The organism is Streptomyces sp. NPDC031379 (assembly GCF_055569615.1).
In genome coordinates, this window is sequence record NZ_JBVIIT010000005.1 from 124774 (window position 1) to 141497 (window position 16724).

Annotated in this window: 14 protein-coding genes; 11 read left to right on the forward strand and 3 right to left on the reverse strand. The window is 70.6% G+C overall.

Annotated elements, in window-relative coordinates; all coding sequences use genetic code 11:
* The first annotated feature begins 36 nt into the window (after window positions 1–36).
* A complete protein-coding gene (locus ACZ5CW_RS09070) occupies window positions 37–1017 on the forward strand; it encodes a hypothetical protein (RefSeq protein WP_468599631.1) in 981 nt (326 codons plus the stop codon).
* A 136-nt stretch (window positions 1018–1153) separates the two neighbouring features.
* Here ACZ5CW_RS09070 and ACZ5CW_RS09075 read toward each other — a convergent pair whose 3' ends face one another.
* Window positions 1154–1918 (reverse strand): bestrophin-like domain, encoded by a 765-nt coding sequence (locus tag ACZ5CW_RS09075; RefSeq protein ID WP_468599632.1) that lies wholly within the window; start codon window positions 1916–1918, stop codon window positions 1154–1156.
* Between the two features lie 32 nt (window positions 1919–1950).
* Window positions 1951–2079, reverse strand: a complete 129-nt coding sequence (locus ACZ5CW_RS09080) for a hypothetical protein (RefSeq protein WP_468599633.1) — start codon at window positions 2077–2079, stop codon at window positions 1951–1953.
* A 797-nt stretch (window positions 2080–2876) separates the two neighbouring features.
* Between ACZ5CW_RS09080 and ACZ5CW_RS09085 the strand changes: the two genes are divergently transcribed.
* From ACZ5CW_RS09085 to ACZ5CW_RS09095, 3 genes are all read left to right on the forward strand, one after another.
* A complete protein-coding gene (locus ACZ5CW_RS09085; RefSeq protein ID WP_468599842.1) occupies window positions 2877–3842 on the forward strand; it encodes an SCO0930 family lipoprotein in 966 nt (321 codons plus the stop codon).
* A 277-nt stretch (window positions 3843–4119) separates the two neighbouring features.
* Window positions 4120–4932 carry an SAM-dependent methyltransferase gene (locus ACZ5CW_RS09090; protein WP_468599634.1) on the forward strand — a complete coding sequence of 271 codons (813 nt, stop codon included), beginning with the start codon at window positions 4120–4122 and terminating at the stop codon, window positions 4930–4932.
* Window positions 4929–7073: a putative bifunctional diguanylate cyclase/phosphodiesterase gene (locus ACZ5CW_RS09095; protein WP_468599635.1), complete on the forward strand. Its 2145-nt coding sequence runs from the start codon at window positions 4929–4931 to the stop codon at window positions 7071–7073. Before ACZ5CW_RS09090 ends, ACZ5CW_RS09095 begins: the two co-directional genes overlap by 4 nt.
* Before the next feature lie 127 nt (window positions 7074–7200).
* Here ACZ5CW_RS09095 and ACZ5CW_RS09100 read toward each other — a convergent pair whose 3' ends face one another.
* Window positions 7201–8085: a LysR family transcriptional regulator gene (locus ACZ5CW_RS09100; protein ID WP_468599636.1), complete on the reverse strand. Its 885-nt coding sequence runs from the start codon at window positions 8083–8085 to the stop codon at window positions 7201–7203.
* Between the two features lie 120 nt (window positions 8086–8205).
* On the opposite strand from ACZ5CW_RS09100, the gene ACZ5CW_RS09105 reads away from it, so the two are divergent.
* The 7 genes from ACZ5CW_RS09105 to ACZ5CW_RS09135 all read left to right on the forward strand — a co-directional run bounded on the left by ACZ5CW_RS09105 (window position 8206) and on the right by ACZ5CW_RS09135 (window position 16708).
* Complete coding sequence (locus ACZ5CW_RS09105) at window positions 8206–8877, forward strand: succinate dehydrogenase (protein WP_468599843.1); 672 nt, start codon at window positions 8206–8208, stop codon at window positions 8875–8877.
* A gap of 1 nt (window position 8878) precedes the next feature.
* Window positions 8879–10828, forward strand: a complete 1950-nt coding sequence (locus tag ACZ5CW_RS09110; protein ID WP_468599637.1) for a fumarate reductase/succinate dehydrogenase flavoprotein subunit — start codon at window positions 8879–8881, stop codon at window positions 10826–10828.
* Window positions 10825–11574: a succinate dehydrogenase/fumarate reductase iron-sulfur subunit gene (locus ACZ5CW_RS09115; protein ID WP_468599638.1), complete on the forward strand. Its 750-nt coding sequence runs from the start codon at window positions 10825–10827 to the stop codon at window positions 11572–11574. The genes ACZ5CW_RS09110 and ACZ5CW_RS09115 overlap by 4 nt, the downstream gene beginning before the upstream one ends.
* A 295-nt stretch (window positions 11575–11869) precedes the next feature.
* Complete coding sequence (locus ACZ5CW_RS09120; RefSeq protein ID WP_468599639.1) at window positions 11870–12640, forward strand: GNAT family N-acetyltransferase; 771 nt, start codon at window positions 11870–11872, stop codon at window positions 12638–12640.
* Window positions 12640–13482: a lysophospholipid acyltransferase family protein gene (locus ACZ5CW_RS09125; RefSeq protein ID WP_468599640.1), complete on the forward strand. Its 843-nt coding sequence runs from the start codon at window positions 12640–12642 to the stop codon at window positions 13480–13482. The genes ACZ5CW_RS09120 and ACZ5CW_RS09125 overlap by 1 nt, the downstream gene beginning before the upstream one ends.
* Before the next feature lie 266 nt (window positions 13483–13748).
* Window positions 13749–16052 carry an NACHT domain-containing protein gene (locus ACZ5CW_RS09130; RefSeq protein ID WP_468599641.1) on the forward strand — a complete coding sequence of 768 codons (2304 nt, stop codon included), beginning with the start codon at window positions 13749–13751 and terminating at the stop codon, window positions 16050–16052.
* The gene (locus ACZ5CW_RS09135; RefSeq protein WP_468599642.1) at window positions 16049–16708 is read left to right on the forward strand and encodes an HAD family hydrolase; all 660 of its coding nucleotides are present in this window, start codon (window positions 16049–16051) and stop codon (window positions 16706–16708) included. Before ACZ5CW_RS09130 ends, ACZ5CW_RS09135 begins: the two co-directional genes overlap by 4 nt.
* The last annotated feature ends 16 nt before the right edge of the window (window positions 16709–16724 follow it).

Sequence of the window (16724 nt, forward strand, 5' to 3'; positions counted from 1 at the left end):
GGGGACCGGACCCGGGCGCCTCCCGCGGAGGATCACATGCGAAACCAACGTGCTGTGGGGGCCGCGTGCAGCGTGCTCGCCATGCTCGGGCTCGCCGTTCCCGTGGCCGTCGCGGACGGCATGGGCAACCCGGGCGGGCCGTCCGGTGACACAGGGGTCGTCGCCGGCACGGGCACCGGCGTCGGCGGCCTCACCGGAACCGGCGTCGGCGGCCTCACCGGCATCGGCATCGGCGGCGTGGGCGGCGTGGGCGGCGTCGCGGGCATCAATGGCATCGGCGGCATCAACGGCATCGCCGGCATCGGTGGCATCGCCGGCATCGGCAATGGCAACGGCTTCGGCGGCTTCAACGGCACCGGCCACTTCGACGGCCACTTCAACGGCCGCATCAACGGCAACGGCAACATCAGCACCAACGGCCGGGGCGACAACTTCGGCAACGGCCGGGGCGACAACTTCGGCAACGGCTTGGGCAACAACTTCGGCAACGGCTTGGGCAACAACGGCTTGGGCAACAACGGCCTGGGCCATGGCCTGGGCAACAACAACGGCCTGGGCAACGACTTCGGCGGCGGGGACGGCTTCGGGGGCCTGGGGGGCGACTTCGGCGGCCGCGGCGACGGCAACCCGCGCAACATCGTCGCCACGCCCAGTGTGATCCCCGCCGGAGGCCGGCTCACCGTCACCGTGGACGGCTGCCGTGGCGGCGTGATGACCTCCCGTGCCTTCCGCACCGCCCCGCTGACGCCGTTCCGCGGCGACGCGGCGCGGGGCGTCGTCACCGTCGACCGTGGCGCCCGGCCCGGCCGTTACGACATCACCGTCCGCTGCGACGGCCGTACGCTGACCCGGCCGGCGGCCTTCACCGTGCTCGGCGGTGTGCAGGGCGGCCTCGGCGGCAGCAAGTCCAGCGGCGCGACGCCCGCGGACCTGGCCATCGGCGGCGGTCTGGTGGCCATGGCCGTGATCGGCGGTGGTGCGCTCTGGCTGCGCCGTCGGCACGAGAAGCGCGTCTGAGCCCCGCCGGAGCCGCCCCCGCGGCACAGCGCGGCGCACGCTCACCGGGCCCCTGGCCCCGGTACCTCGTGGGAACCGGGGCCAGGGCCCGCCGTGACACGCGACGTCCGCGGGAACGCGAGGGAGCGACCGGGGATCAGCCGGTCATGCCAGGGAACAGGTTCCGGAACGGCTCCGCGGTCACCGCGATGCCCCGGCTGTAGGGGGCGTCGAAGTCCCAGATGAGGAACAGCATGAACGCGATGGTCGCGGAGAAGAGCCCGGCCAGGACCAACTCGCGTGTCGTGCGCCGGATCTGCAGCGCGAACACCATGCCGATGGTGATCACCGCCCCCGCGAGCAGCCCCCACCACACCACCGGCGGCATGGTTGCTCCCGTGGAGTCGGCGCGCGCGTTGCGGGCCTGGTCGGCGGTGGCCAGCTGGTCCAGCAGCGGCTGGTAGGCCTGCGCCTCGAAGTCGCTCTTGGGCCGGTAGTCGGTGACGTCCTCCCGGACCTTCTGCAGCAGTTGCGTGCCCCGGTCGGTGACCTGCCCGTCGTCCGCCATCGCCGTCCACTCGGTGTGCACGACATAGCTGACATAGGCGTCGATGTCATCGCGGATGCGGTCGCGGACGTCCGGCGGATAGACCCGGACCCGCTCCGAGATCTCGTGCAGCGCCTGCGCCTCGGACTGCACGTAGTCCTGGGCGGAGTTGCGGGCCTCCCACACGCCCGCGATGGCCAGACCCAGGACGATGGCGTACACGACGCCGATCCACATCGTCATGTACTCGATGACGTCCGGGGTCTCGCTGGGGTCCTCGTCCTCGGGAGCCCTCTTGTGGCGCACCACGGTGACGATCACCACCACGGCACAGGCCCCCAGCATCGCGAGGACGAGAACAAGCCAATCCGACAACAGGTGCCTCCAGATGTGAGCGGGCCGGCGCGTCAGCGCGGGCGCAGCGCCGCGACGGCGACGATCGCGGGAATGGTGATGAGCAGGACGTAGGTGACCGGTGTGGTGTGGCCGGGCGCGTGGTGGCTGACCGGGTGGGGGTGGTACGCCGGGTAGCTCACGGGGGTCACCGACGGCCGCCGGGTCGGCTTCGGCGTCGGCTCGGGCTCGGGCTTGTGTGCCGGGGGCGGAGGGGGCGGGGGCGTCGGCCTGGCTGCCGGGGGAGCCGGGGCCGGCCGGGTGGGCGGTGTCGGCCGGGGGGTGGGTTTCGGAGCCGGCTTGGGCGTCGGTGTGGGCGTCGGGGTGGGCGTCGGCGTCGGGGTGGGCGTCGGCGGCGGGGGCGGCGGCGGTTCCGGCGTCGGGGTGGGTGTGGGCGTGGGTGTGGGCGGGCACGGCGGTGGGGTCGGCTCCGGGCAGGGCGGGGGAGTGGGCCAGTGGTGGCCGCTACTGGCGTAGGCCACCGCCACCGCGCCGTCCGGGCCCGTCGAGGCGGACGCGCAGGCGTCGGCCGACGCGCTGCCGACCGGGCAGCCCACCAGGGTCCAGGTCAGCGTCAGCAGGGCCAACGCCCTTGCGGCGGGCGCGCATCGGGTCACTTCGGGTCCATGCACGACGGAGATCATGGGGTGCGGAACGCGGTCGTACGCCGTAGTGCGCCCGGATTGCTCCGAAGGAAGGACATCACGCGATCAGTCGTTTGACCCGACGTGGAGTGACCTCCGGCCCGATACGCACGCTCGTACGAGCCTCCGTCGACGGCGCGTGTCACAGCATCCGGAAAGAAAATCCCGAAGAACTTCCCGCCCCGTTGAACGCTCCGGCCCCTTCGCCGCGTACCCATGGCCGTGCGGCGGCGCAGCAAGGCGCTGCAAGGCGCTACAAGGCGCCGCGACATACAGGCGATAATGGGGAGTTGACGATGAGGACCTCCTGGCGGACCGCCTCACTGGTGGCCACGGCCGCTTCGGTGCTGGCGCTGACGACGGCGTGCGGTCAGGACAACGCCGGCGCTCCCGCGTCGTCGGCCCAGAACGTCGGGGCCACGGCGCCTGCCGGCGACTACGGCAATCCGGGCACCGGCACCACGACCGGCGCGGGCAACGGTTACGGCGCCGACGGCAACAAGAGTTCCAGCGCTCCGGCCCCTGCCACCCCCGCGGGCAAGCTGAGCGTGGCCACCAACCCGGATCTGGGCAATGTGCTGACCGACGGTTCCGGCCTGACCCTGTACCGGTTCGACAAGGACACCGCGAATCCCCCCAAGTCGAACTGCGACGGCGACTGCGCCACCACCTGGCCCCCGGTGCCCGCCGACGACGCCACCGCCGGCGCCGGCATCGACAAGGCGCTGCTCGGCGAGGTCACCCGCGCCGACGGCAGCAAGCAGCTCACCGTCGGCGGCTGGCCCGCCTACCGCTACGCCAAGGACGTCAACGCCGGTGACGTCAACGGCCAGGGTGTGGGCGGCAAGTGGTTCGCACTGGCCCCGAGCGGCAAGAAGGCCGCGCTGTCCTCCCAGCCCGGACTCTCCGTCCGCAAGGACGCCAAGCTCGGTGACATCGTCGTCGACAAGAACGGCATGACGGTCTACCGCTTCATGAAGGACCAGGCCTGGCCGAAGTCCGTCTCCAACTGCACCGGCGCCTGCCTGGAGAAGTGGCCGGCCGTCGCCCCGGTCGGCGCCGACGACACCGAGGGCGTGAAGAAGAAGGGGCTCATGCCCTTCACCCGGTCCGACGGAAAGAAGCAGATGACGGTCAACTGCTGGCCGATCTACACCTTCTCCGGTGACAAGGCTCCCGGGGACACCAACGGTCAGGGCGTGGGCGGCACCTGGTACGCCGTCTCGCCCGACGGCAAGCCGGTCGGCGCGCCGGGCAACTAGATCACCTCCCCAGGGTCGATCGCCCCGCCCGACCGGCGCGCGACCGAAGGTCCGCCCCCTCCGCACCGCACGGAGGGGGCGGACCGTTGTATGGGGCGTACGCCTCCGGCCGTCGGCGCAGCCGTCACACAGCGGGGTCATACGGGCACTTGCCGCAGGCAGTGACCGGGAACGGATGGTCAATTTCCGTTTCAGGTCGCTCCTTCGGCAGGCGATCAGTAGCCTCTGCTCGAACACCGGATCGCCTACGCCTGTTGTCCACGCCTTGGAGAGATACATGGAGCGTCCCGCCTGGGCCCCACGGAGCATCGACATCTCGGTGCCCAGCGTCTCGCGGATCTATGACTACTACCTGGGCGGTTCGCACAACTTCGAGGTCGACCGGGACGCGGCCCGCAAGGCCATGCGGTTCATGCCGGGTCTGCCGAAGATCATGCAGGCGAACCGGGCGTTCATGCGCCGCGCCGTGCGTTTCGCGGCCGAGGAGGGCATCAGCCAGTTCCTCGACATCGGCTCCGGCATCCCCACCTTCGGCAACGTGCACGAGGTGGCACAGGAGGTCGTCCCCGGCGCCCATGTCGTCTACGTCGACCACGACCCGGTCGCCGTCGCGCACAGCCAGGCGGTCCTCGCGGGGAACGACGGCGCCGACGTCGTCGCCGCGGATCTGCGCAAGCCGCGGGAGATCCTCTCAAGTCCCGGTCTGGAGCGGCTGATCGACCTGAATCGGCCAGTCGCCCTCCTCCTCGTTGCCATACTGCACTTCGTGGAAGACGCGGACGACCCGTACGGTGCGGTGGCCGAGCTGCGCGAGGCCCTCGCGCCCGGCAGCCTGCTGATCCTCACGCATGCCTCGTACGAGGGAATCCCGGTGCCCGCCGAGCGGGCCGAGGGTGCGGTGGACGTATACAAGGACATTCGCAACCCGCTGATCATGCGCTCGCGCGACGATATCGCGCGGTTCTTCGAGGGGTACGACATGGTGGAACCCGGACTGGTGCCGATGCCGCACTGGCGGCCGGAGTCGGCGCCGGAGGACGAGGATCCGTACGCCTTCTCCGGATTCGCCGGCGTGGGGCGTACGGCGTGAGCGCGGAGCCGGACGGGCCGGAGGACAGACTTCGCCGTCTGACGACGATCTGGGGCAGGGCGGTCTTCCCGGTCACCTCCACGTCGCTCACCCGCGCCGAGTTCGAGGAACGGCTCCTTCCGCTCGCACGCCGGCTGAGCGAGCTGCTGCGGGCGCACGGCTTCGACGCGGACGGCGCGCGGGCGGTCGGCGCCGCGCTGGTCGAGGCGCACTGCACCGATCCCGAGGCGCTCACCCGCACCCTGGACTGCGTCGACGCCTACCTGGTCCTGTACTGCGGCGAGGACGGCCCGCAGGACGAACTGCGGCTGCGCTCCTCACGGTTGCAGCACGCGATGGCCGCCGGATACGCGCAGGCGCTGCGCGAGCGCACGCTCGCCGAACAAGAGTCCATCGCCCAGGCCGCGTTGCGGGCCCAGGGACTGGTGGCGCAGGCGCTGCACGCCAGCGAGGCCCGCTTCCGCGCGGTCTTCGAAGGCGCGGCCATAGGAATCGGCATCGCCGACCTCGAAGGTAACGTCCTCCAGGTCAACGAGGCGCTGCTGCGCATGTTCGGGCTCTCCCCGCAGTCCCTGCGCGGCCGCCCGGTGATGCACTGGACCCACCCCGAGGACGCGCCGCAGACCTGGAAGCTGTACGAGGAACTCGTCCGCGGCGAGCGCGAGCACTACCACATGGAAAAGGCGTTCAACCGCCCCGACGGCACGGTGCTGTGGACCAATCTGACGGTGTCCCTGCTGCGCGACGCCGACGGCAACCCGCAGTACCAGCTCGCCCTCATGGAGGACACCACCGAGCGCCGGCTGCTCAACCTCCGGCTGCGCTACGAGGCCACGCACGACGCGCTCACCGGACTGCCCAACCGCACCCTGTTCTTCGAGCGGCTGGAGAAGGCCCTGAGCGCCGGCGAGGGCCAGCGCTTCGGCCTGTGCTACCTCGACCTGGACGGCTTCAAGACCATCAACGACAGCCTCGGCCACGCGGCCGGCGACCGGCTGCTGGTGGAGGTCGCCGACCGGCTGCAGTCCTGCGCGACCGCGCCCGGTGAGATGGTCGCCCGGCTCGGCGGCGACGAGTTCGTGGCGCTGACCACCGGGCCCGGCACCGAGCACACGGTGGACGAACTCGCCGAGCGGATCATGAGCGCGCTGGTCACCCCGATCAGCATCGACGGCCGGGACCTGATGGTCCGCGGCAGCCTCGGCATCGTCGAGGGCCCGGCGGGCGAGCGCACCGCGGCGGAGGTCCTGCGCAGTGCCGACATCACCATGTACCGGGCCAAGTCGGCGGGCGGCAACCGCTCGGAACTGGCCGATGCGGAGGCCGACGCCCGCGCGATCACCCGCCACGGTCTGACCACGGCCCTGCCCACCGCCCTGGAGCGCGGCGAGTTCTTCATCGAGTACCAGCCGCTCGTCCACCTCGGCGACGGCAGCGTGCGGGGCGCCGAGGCCCTGGTCCGCTGGCTGCACCCGCAGCACGGGGTCCTCGGTCCCGACCGTTTCATCCCGCTCGCCGAGCACACCGGCCTGATCGTCCCGCTGGGCCGCTGGGTCCTGGAGGAGTCCATCCGCCAGGCCCGGACCTGGCGAGAACGGCACGGCGACGAGACGGCCGCCGGCCCGCTGCGCATCAATGTCAACCTCTCGCCCGTCCAGCTCAGCCACTCCGGCCTGGTGCAGGACACCGTCGACATCCTCGAGCGCGCGGGCGTCACGCCGGACGCCCTGTGCCTGGAGGTCACCGAGTCCGCGCTGATCGGCGCCGACGACGATCTGCTCAAACCGCTGCGCCGGCTGGCCGAGATGGGCGTCGACATCGCCCTGGACGACTTCGGCACCGGGTACTCGAACCTGGCGAACCTGCGCCGCCTGCCGGTGAGCATCCTCAAGCTGGATCGCTCCTTCACCCAGGGCATGCAGCAGTTCCCCGCCGACCCGGTCGACCTCAAGATCGTCGAGGGCATCGTCTCCCTCGCCCACAGCCTCGACCTCGCGGTCACCGTCGAGGGCGTGGAGACCGGCGCCCAGGCCGAGCAACTGCGCATACTGGGCTGTGACACGGCCCAGGGCTGGTACTACGCCAGGCCGGGCCCACCCGAGAGACTGCACGAGCTGGCACTGGTGGACGCGAGGGGCTGACGGGACGTGGGGGGCGTGGGGGCGCGGCCCCCCACGCAGGGGCCCGGGGAACCGCGCGACGAGCCACGACGGACCCGCACGCCCGAACGGCGCCGACGAGGCGGACGCATCCGGCCGAGACCCACCGTCACCGCTCGAGCAGCATCCGCTGCAACTCCCGGGCGGCCCGCGGCGGAGCCACGTCGCTGCGGTGAGCCAGCGCGATCGTCCGGTGCAGTCCCGGCCGGGCCAGCGCGGTCACCCGCAACCCCCGCCCCGCCCGCGAGGCGACCATCCGCGGCACCACGGCCAGCCCGAGCCCCGCCCGGACGAACCCCAGCACCGCGTCCATCTCGCCCCCCTCCACCGCGAAATCCGGCTCGAACCCGGCGGAGCGGCACGCCGCCACCGTCAGCTCGCGCAGGTCGTAGCCGTGCCGGAACATCACCAGGCGTTCGCCCTCCAGATCACCGATGTCGACCACCCGGCCGCCCCGCCCCGGCGGCGGCACCTCCGGCGAGGACACCACCACGAGGTCCTCCCGCAGCAGCTCCACCGTGGTGAGCGCGGGCGCCGGCGTCGGCAGCGGCAGCACGACCAGGGCCAGGTCGAGCGCGCCACGGGCCAGCCCCCGCACCAGGTCGTGCGAGCCGCCCTCCTCGATCAGCAGCTGGATGCCGGGATAGCGGTCGTGGAAGGCACGCAGCACGTCCGGCAGCAGTCCCGTGCACAGGCTCGGCGTCGCCCCCAGCCGCACCCGTCCCCGGCGCAGCTGCACCAGTTCCTGCACCTCGTGCCGGGCCGTGTCCGCGTCCGCCAGGATGCGCCGGGCCAGCGGCAGCAGCGCCTCGCCCGCGTCGGTCAGCGTGATGTTGCCCCGGGCCCGCAGGAACAGATCCGCCCCCAGCTCCCGCTCCAGCGCCTTGATCTGCTGGGACAGCGACGGCTGGGCGACATGGACCAGCTCGGCGGCCCGGGTGAAGTGCCGGGTCTCGGCGACGGCCACGAAGTACTGGAGCTGCTGGAACTGCACCCCACCAGCATAGCCCCAGCCTATGGAAACAAGCCGGACCATGTCTTGGACCGATCGGGTCACCCGGCCCTAGCGTGCTGTTCCATGGCTCTGGCAACGCGGACGGACCGACGGCCGTCCTTGGCGCGCACGATGTGGGACTCCTCCGTCGGCAAGAAGACGGTGATGGCCGTCAGCGGCGTGATCATGCTGCTCTACCTGGTCGCCCACGTGATCGGCAATCTGAAGATCTTCTTCGGCCCGGCGGAGTTCAACCACTACGGGCACTGGCTGCGCACGGTCGGCGAGCCCTTCATGCACTACGAGTGGACGCTCTGGCTCATCCGGATCGTCCTCGTCGTCGCCGTGGTCGCCCATGCCACGTCCGCCTACCAGCTCAGCCGCCGCGACCTCAGGGCACGGCCCAGCAAGTACGTGCACAAGAAGCCGAGGGCGAGCTACGCGACCCGCACCATGCGCTGGGGCGGGACCATCCTGGGCCTGTTCATCGTCTGGCACGTCCTGGACCTGACCACCGGCACCGTGCACCCGGGCGGCTTCCAGGAGGGGCACCCGTACCAGAACGTCGTGGACACCTTCTCCACCTGGTACGGCAACGTCATCTACATCGTCGCGATGCTGGCGCTCGGCCTGCACATCCGGCACGGCTTCTGGAGCGCCGCCCAGACCCTCGGCGTCGGCAGCCGCACCCGCGACCGCGCCCTGAAGACCGTCGCCGACGTCCTCGCGCTGCTGCTCACGGCCGGCTTCATCGCCGTACCCGTGGGCGTCATGACCGGAGTGGTGAGCTGACATGACTACCTACGTGGACTACACGACCGGAGAGCCGGTCGTCGACGGCCAGGCGCCCTCGGGCCCCGTCAACGAGCGCTGGGACAAGCGCCGCTTCGAGGCGAAGCTGGTCAACCCCGCCAACCGGCGCAAGCACACGATCATCGTCGTCGGCACCGGCCTCGCGGGCGGTTCCGCGGGCGCCACGCTGGCCGAACAGGGCTACCACGTCGTCCAGTTCTGCTACCAGGACTCCCCGCGCCGCGCCCACTCCATCGCCGCGCAGGGCGGTATCAACGCGGCGAAGAACTACCGCAACGACGGCGACTCGATCCACCGGCTGTTCTACGACACCGTCAAGGGCGGTGACTTCCGGGCGCGTGAGTCCAACGTGCACCGGCTCGCGCAGATCTCCGTCGAGATCATCGACCAGTGCGTGGCCCAGGGCGTGCCGTTCGCCCGGGAGTACGGCGGCCTGCTCGACACCCGTTCCTTCGGCGGCGTCCAGGTCTCCCGGACCTTCTACGCCCGCGGCCAGACGGGCCAGCAACTGCTGCTGGGCGCCTACCAGGCGCTGTCCCGGCAGATCGCCGCGGGCAACGTGGAGATGCACCCGCGCACCGAGATGCTCGACCTGATCGTGGTCGACGGCCGGGCCCGGGGCATCGTGGCCCGGGACCTCGTCACCGGGAAGATCGACACCTACTTCGCGGACGCGGTCGTCCTCGCCAGCGGCGGCTACGGCAACGTCTTCTACCTGTCGACCAACGCCATGAACTCCAACGCGACCGCCGTCTGGCGGGCGCACCGGCGCGGCGCGTACTTCGCCAACCCCTGCTTCACACAGATCCACCCGACCTGCATCCCGCGCACCGGCGACCACCAGTCCAAGCTGACCCTGATGAGCGAGTCGCTGCGCAACGACGGCCGGATCTGGGTGCCCAAGGCCAAGGGCGACGACCGGCCGCCGCACCGGATCCCCGAGGACGAGCGCGACTACTACCTGGAGCGCATCTACCCCTCCTTCGGCAACCTGGTCCCGCGTGACATCGCCTCCCGCGCCGCGAAGAACGTCTGCGACGAGGGCAGGGGAGTGGGCCCCGGTGGCCAGGGCGTGTACCTGGACTTCGCCGACGCGATCGAGCGGATGGGGCGGAAGGCCGTCGAGGCCAAGTACGGCAACCTCTTCGACATGTACCAGCGGATCACCGACGAGGATCCCTACGAGGTGCCGATGCGGATCTACCCGGCCGTGCACTACACCATGGGCGGTCTGTGGGTCGACTACGACCTCCAGACCACCGTCCCCGGACTGTTCGCGATCGGCGAGGCCAACTTCTCCGACCACGGCGCCAACCGGCTCGGCGCGTCCGCGCTGATGCAGGGCCTGGCCGACGGCTACTTCGTCCTGCCCGCCACCATCAACGACTACCTGGCCCGCAACCCGCACCAGGAGCCGGTGACCGACGGGCACCCCCTCGTCCAGGAGGTGCTGGCGGAGACCGAGGACCGGCTGAACCTGCTGCTGGCGGTGGACGGCGACCGCACCCCCGACTCCTTCCACCGCGAACTCGGCGAACTCATGTGGGAGTTCTGCGGCATGTCGCGCAGCGACGCCGGTCTGCGCAAGGCCCTCGAGCGCATCCCCCAGATCCGCGAGGAGTTCTGGCGGCGCATCAAGGTGCCAGGCACCGGCGAGGAGTTCAACCAGTCGCTGGAGAAGGCCAACCGGATCGTCGACTACCTGGAACTGGCCGAGCTGATGTGCCTCGACGCGCTGCACCGCGCCGAGTCCTGCGGCGGCCACTTCCGCGACGAGTCCCAGACCCCCGACGGCGAGGCCGCCCGCAAGGACGACGAGTTCTCCTACGCGGCCGCCTGGGAGTTCACGGGTACGGGCGAGGCCCCGACCCTGCACAAGGAAGACCTGGTCTTCGAGTACGTCCACCCCACCCAGCGGAGCTACGCATGAAGCTCACCCTGCGCGTCTGGCGGCAGAAGAACGCCGACGCGGAAGGAACCATGTCCACCTACGAGGTGGACGGCGTCTCGCCCGACATGTCCTTCCTGGAGATGCTGGACGTCCTCAACGAACGGCTCACCCTCTCCGGGGAGGAGCCCATCGCCTTCGACCACGACTGCCGCGAGGGCATCTGCGGAGCCTGTTCGCTGGTCATCAACGGCGACGCGCACGGACCGGAGCGGACCACCACCTGCCAGCTGCACATGCGCTCCTTCACCGACGGCGACACGATCGACGTCGAACCGTGGCGGGCCGCCGCCTTCCCGGTGATCAAGGACCTGGTGGTCGACCGGTCCGCGTTCGACCGGATCATCCAGGCCGGCGGCTACGTCACCGCGCCGACCGGATCCGCGCCGGAGGCACACGCGACGCCGGTGCCGAAGGCCGACGCCGACTTCGCGTTCGAGCACGCGGAGTGCATCGGGTGCGGGGCGTGCGTGGCCGCGTGCCCCAACGGGGCGGCGATGCTGTTCACGTCCGCCAAGGTCAACCATCTGAACGTGCTGCCCCAGGGGGCGCCCGAGCGGGAGACGCGGGTGCTGGACATGGTGGCGCAGATGGACGAGGAGGGGTTCGGGGGGTGCACGCTCGCCGGTGAGTGCGCGACCGCCTGCCCCAAGGGGATTCCGCTGGTCTCGATCACGAGCATGAACAAGGAGTGGCTGCGGGCCGCCCGGAGGGCGGGGAAGCGCTAGCGCCGTAGGGGCTGCGGGCGCGTCGTGGGCGCTCGCGGTTCCCCGCGCCCCTCACGGGGCGCCATCGTGAACGTTCGCCGAACAGTGGGCGGGCGGGCGGGGCCGGGAGCGGTGCTCTTCCCGGCCCCGTCTGGTATTCCGCCCCGGCCCTCGCCCATGCCGTTCAACAACCCCACACCCCCGCTCCCGCCATCGGTCACGCGTACGCCAACCGGCGTCGGAAGAACAGGAGCGGCAGGCCGGACCCCGGTCTGCCACTCCTCGCCGACCCCGGCCCGTGACCATGGAGAGAGCCATGACCGGCGTCACCGCGCTCGACCGTCCTCCGCAGCCCGCGGCACCCACTCGCTACACCGTCGGTCTCGCCCGCGACGAGGCCGACGTCCGCGCCGCGCAGCGGCTGCGGCACGACGTCTTCGCCGGGGAGATGGGCGCCCTGCTCGGCAGCCCGGAGCCGGGCCACGACGTCGACGCGTTCGACGCGTACTGCGACCATCTGCTGGTGCGGGAGAGCGTGAGCGGGCAGGTCGTCGGCACCTACCGGCTGCTGCCGCCGGAGCGGGCCGCGGTCGCCGGCCGGCTGTACTCCGAGGGGGAGTTCGAGCTGACCGCGCTCGACGCGATCCGCCCCGGCCTGGTCGAGGTCGGCCGCTCCTGCGTGCACCCCGACCACCGCGACGGCGCCGTCATCGGCCTGATCTGGGCCGGCATCGCCCGCTACATGGTCGACCGCGGTCACGAGTGGCTGGCCGGCTGCTGCTCGGTGCCGCTCACCGACGGCGGAGCCCTCGCCACCGCCAGTTGGGAACGGATGCGCGCCAAGCACCTGGCGCCCGAGGAGTTCCGGGTACGGCCGCTGCTGCCGTGGATCCCGAACGCCGCGGCCCCGGCCGGACACCGCGAGCTGCCCGCCCTGCTGCGCGGCTACCTCCGCCTCGGCGCCTGGGTGTGCGGCGAGCCCGCGCACGACCCGGACTTCGGGGTCGCCGACCTGTACGTACTGCTGTCGATGCGCCGGGTCGATCAGCGCTATCTGCGGCACTTCCTCTCTCTCGTGCCGGCCTGATGAGCGCCTGGCTGCCCAGCGCGCCCTGCACCCCGGGCACCTGCGTGGACCCGGTCCGGGCCGCCGCGGCCGTACCCCGTGCCCTGCTGCGGCTGACCGCGGTCACGGTGCTGGTGCTGGCCGGGATCGCGCTGTCCCCGTTCGGCGGGCGGATCCCCGCCGAGTGGGTCAGGCGGTGGTGCCGGATGATCGTGCGGGCCGTCGGGGTCCGTGTCCGCCTCACCGGCACCGCGGCACCGCCCGGCGGGCTGCTGCTGGTCGCCAACCACGTCTCCTGGCTGGACATCCCGCTGCTGACCGCCGTACGCCCCGCCCGGATGCTCGCCAAGGCCGAGGTCGGGCAGTGGCCGGTGGCGGGCGCGCTGGCCGCACGCGGTGGTGCCCTGTTCATCGAGCGGGACCGGCTGCGCGCCCTGCCGGGCACCGTCGCCCGGATCGCCGACGCCCTGCGCGAGGGCGCCGCCGTGACCGCCTTCCCGGAGGGCAGCACCTGGTGCGGGCGGGCCCACGGCCACTTCCACCGGGCCGTCTTCCAGGCCGCGCTGGACGCGGGCGTGCCCGTGCAGCCGGTCCGCATCCGCTATGTGTCCGCCGCCGGAACGCCGAGTACCGCGGCCGCGTTCGTCGGCGAGGACACCCTGCTCGCGTCCTTGTGGCGGGTCGCCGCCACGCGTGGGCTGGCCGCCGAGGTCGAGGTACGGCCGGTCATACCCCCGGGCACCCAGCCGGACCGGCGTACGCTCGCCCTCGCCGCGGAGCCGCTCCCGCCCTTCCGGCACGACCGGGGACAGGCCCGCGGCGAGACCGGCACCCGCTCGGCACACCCCGGCCGTCCCTGCTGACGGCGCCTGCGGCACAGGCGCACCGCCGACCGCACCAGGTCGGTTCCCGCCCGTACGACCTTCACCGCCGATGCCGCTGCCACCAGATGGGGCAGCACGTCGTAGGAGTGTTCCATGTGCTCCAGCCAGTTCATCGTCGCTCCTTGGGAAAAAGGTTGCGGAACGAGGTCGGCCGACGCCGGTCGCGGTCGGCCAGTTCCAGTCAACGGCAGCCTTCGGACCAGGAGTTGGTTGTTACCGGGTCATAAGGCGGGCATTATCAGGTCATGGCGGTCGAGATGGGGGCACCCGACGCTTCATGCGACGACATCGAAGCCCTGATACTCGATCTTCGACTTCTCAGGGAACGCGGTCTGACCGCCGTTCGGGATCTGCCGCTGCCCGCACTCAGCGCCGCGATTCGCGCCGCCCATGGCGCCGCTGACGGCATACAGGTGTCGTCCGCGGCGGTTCAACGCCTCCTTGCCGCCGCGGTGGACCGATTAGGCGGTGACCGGGCCGGGGAAGCCGCCCACTACTGTTTCGGTCTGGTGCAGGGCACGCGATTCTGGCCGGCGTCACAACGGAGAAAGGCGGCGGCGCAGGCCCAGGGCGTCAGTGTCGAGCGTTTCCGCAAGGGTTACGAGCCGCTGATCATCCGACAAGTGGCCGAGGAGATCAGCGCCATTGTCGCCGAGGCGCCGCATTCGGCCCCCGCTCAGCCGGCCGCTTCCGCCCCGCCCCGGCACGGTGACGCAGGGATCACCGCGGACGACACGGAATGGGCGAGGGACGGGGTCCGGGCAATGTCGGCGACTCTCCTCGCCCGGCTGGGCCGACGCCGAACCGCCTATCCGCTGGACATGAGCCTGGGGGAACTCGTGCGCTCCGGTCTCGCCGTCGACACCCGCATCGCACACTATTCCGCGCAGCGGCGATCGCCCGGGCCGGCCACCGTCCGGTTACCGGCGATCCTCGGCTCCGGGCGTTCCTGCCTTCTGCTCGGCGAGCCGGGTGCCGGGAAGACTCTCGTGCTCTACCGGGCGGCGCTCGCCTGCGCGGAGCAGGGCCTCGTCCCCGTCGTGCTGCGCGCGGGCGACGTCGAGCAGCTCGGGGCCGACGCGGCGTGGCAGGCCGTGTCCCAGACCTCGTCCGGCGCGGTCGTGGTCTTCCTCGACGGGCTGGACGAGGCGCTGACGGCCTGGTCGAGCGCCGACGCTCTCCCGTCGGTCCTCACCGACACCCTGTCCCGTTTCCCCTGCATGGTGACCTCCCGCACGCGTGACTTCGAGAGTTCCGCTCTGCTCCACCAGGCGGATGTGGTCTTCGACGAGATCTACCGGCTCGAACCCTGGTGCGTCGAGGAGGAGTTCAGGGAGTACGTCGAGCGGCTGCGCGGCGTCGGCAGGCTGCCCAACCCCGATCTCTACGCTCTGGTGCAGTGCACTCCGGAGCTGACGCGGGTCGCCAGCCGTCCCCTGCACGCGCGCATGCTGACCTTCGTCAGCGAAGGCGGCGGCGTCGGGCGTTTCAGCGACAGCGTCACCTTGTACGGGGAATACGTCGCGAAATTGGCGCGCATAGCCGACGGCGATATGCGGCGCCGCTCGTATTCCTTGAAGGAGGGCGTGCTCAAGCTCTGGCAGCGGTTCGCCTGGGAGGTGCACCGGAACGGCTCCCACGCCGAGGTGGCCGTCGACCTGAAACCGATCGAGGGGGCGCTGGGCGAATTCGGTTCCATCCGCTGCATCCGTAGCGCGCTGGATTACATCCTGGACCGTCGTGACGCCGCGGGGCGTGAGGTCGGGGAATTCATCCATTACTCCTTCTACGAGTATCTGCTGGCCGGGCACGTCGCGGAGGTGCTGACGGCGCACGCCACTCCGGTCTCCATTGTGGAGGCGTGCCGGAACGACCTGAGCCGGGAGATGCGGCATTACCTGACGGGCCAACTTCGCAGTGCCCCCTCGAACGAGGTGTCGCGAAATCTCGTGGGCGCGTACCGGCTGGCCCGCACGGCCGACGGACTCACCTCCGAAGAGGTGCTGATCGCCTGCAATCTGATCGGTTATCTGATCTCGCGCACCGGGACCGGGTCTCCCGTTCAGCTGCGCGCCCTGGTGGCCGACGAAGAGGATCCGTTCCTGAGGGTCTCCTTGTTGTGGGCCCTGTGCCACCTCGGTGACATGCACGGCTTGACGGAGTTCTGGCAGGGCCTGGAGCACGACACGGATATCCGGGAAATCGCGCGTGGTTACGTTCTCTATTACTACGGCGATCTGCCGAGAACCGCGGATCCCCCTTACCGGGACTGTGCGCCCTACCGTCCGCTGCGCTTTACTCCCAGCAGGGTGCCGCGCATGCTGCGAGACCCCCAGTACGCGGCAACCATTCAGCCCGCACGTCAGTTTGTCGACATATACTCATTCGTCGACGTGATGAGAGTACGCGACCTGGGGCTTCCGCAGCAGGATAGGGTGCAGCTTCTCGCTCTGGTCCGCGGGTTGGCGGACGCGGGAATCGATGGGCTGCTTCTGAGTGGGCTCGCGGCCATGATCAGCGAGCTTCGATTGCTTGAGGAGGTTCTATGAGAAAACTATTCGTGTGGGACTTGCACGGCACGTTAGAGCATGGCAACGACCGTGCCGTGGTCGATGTCTCCAACCGTGTCCTGGATCGTCACGGCTTCACGGAACGGTTCACGTACGAGGACGGCAGGAAGCTGTACGGCAGCAAGTGGTACGAGTACTTCGAGTGGCTGCTGCCCCACAAGTCCTATGAGACCTGGTCCCGGCTGCAGGACGACTGCTTCGAGCTGTCGGAGACCGACATACAGCTCCAGTGCAGGTGGCTGCAGCCTTCCGACCACGCTCTCGAGGTGCTGAAGTCGATCGACGAACGCCCGGACTGCGACCAGATCCTGATCTCCAACACCCGTACGGCGAACCTGAAGATCTTCATCGACGCCCTGGGGATCGCGCCCTTCTTCCCGGAGGGGTCGCACTACGCTGTCGACGGCCACGCCGCACATGAGCATGCGACGAAGAAGGACGTTCTGCGCGGCCACCTGAAGGACCGGCATTACGACCACCTGATCTTCATCGGCGACTCGCCCGGTGACATGCGTCTTAGAGAAGTGGCCGGCGGTACCGGATATCTGTACACGCATGGCGACTTCCCGTTCCGGGAGTGTGAGGCGGACTACAAAATCAGAGACCTGCGCGCGATCCTGGAGCCCGACAGCTGACGTCGACGGGGGGATG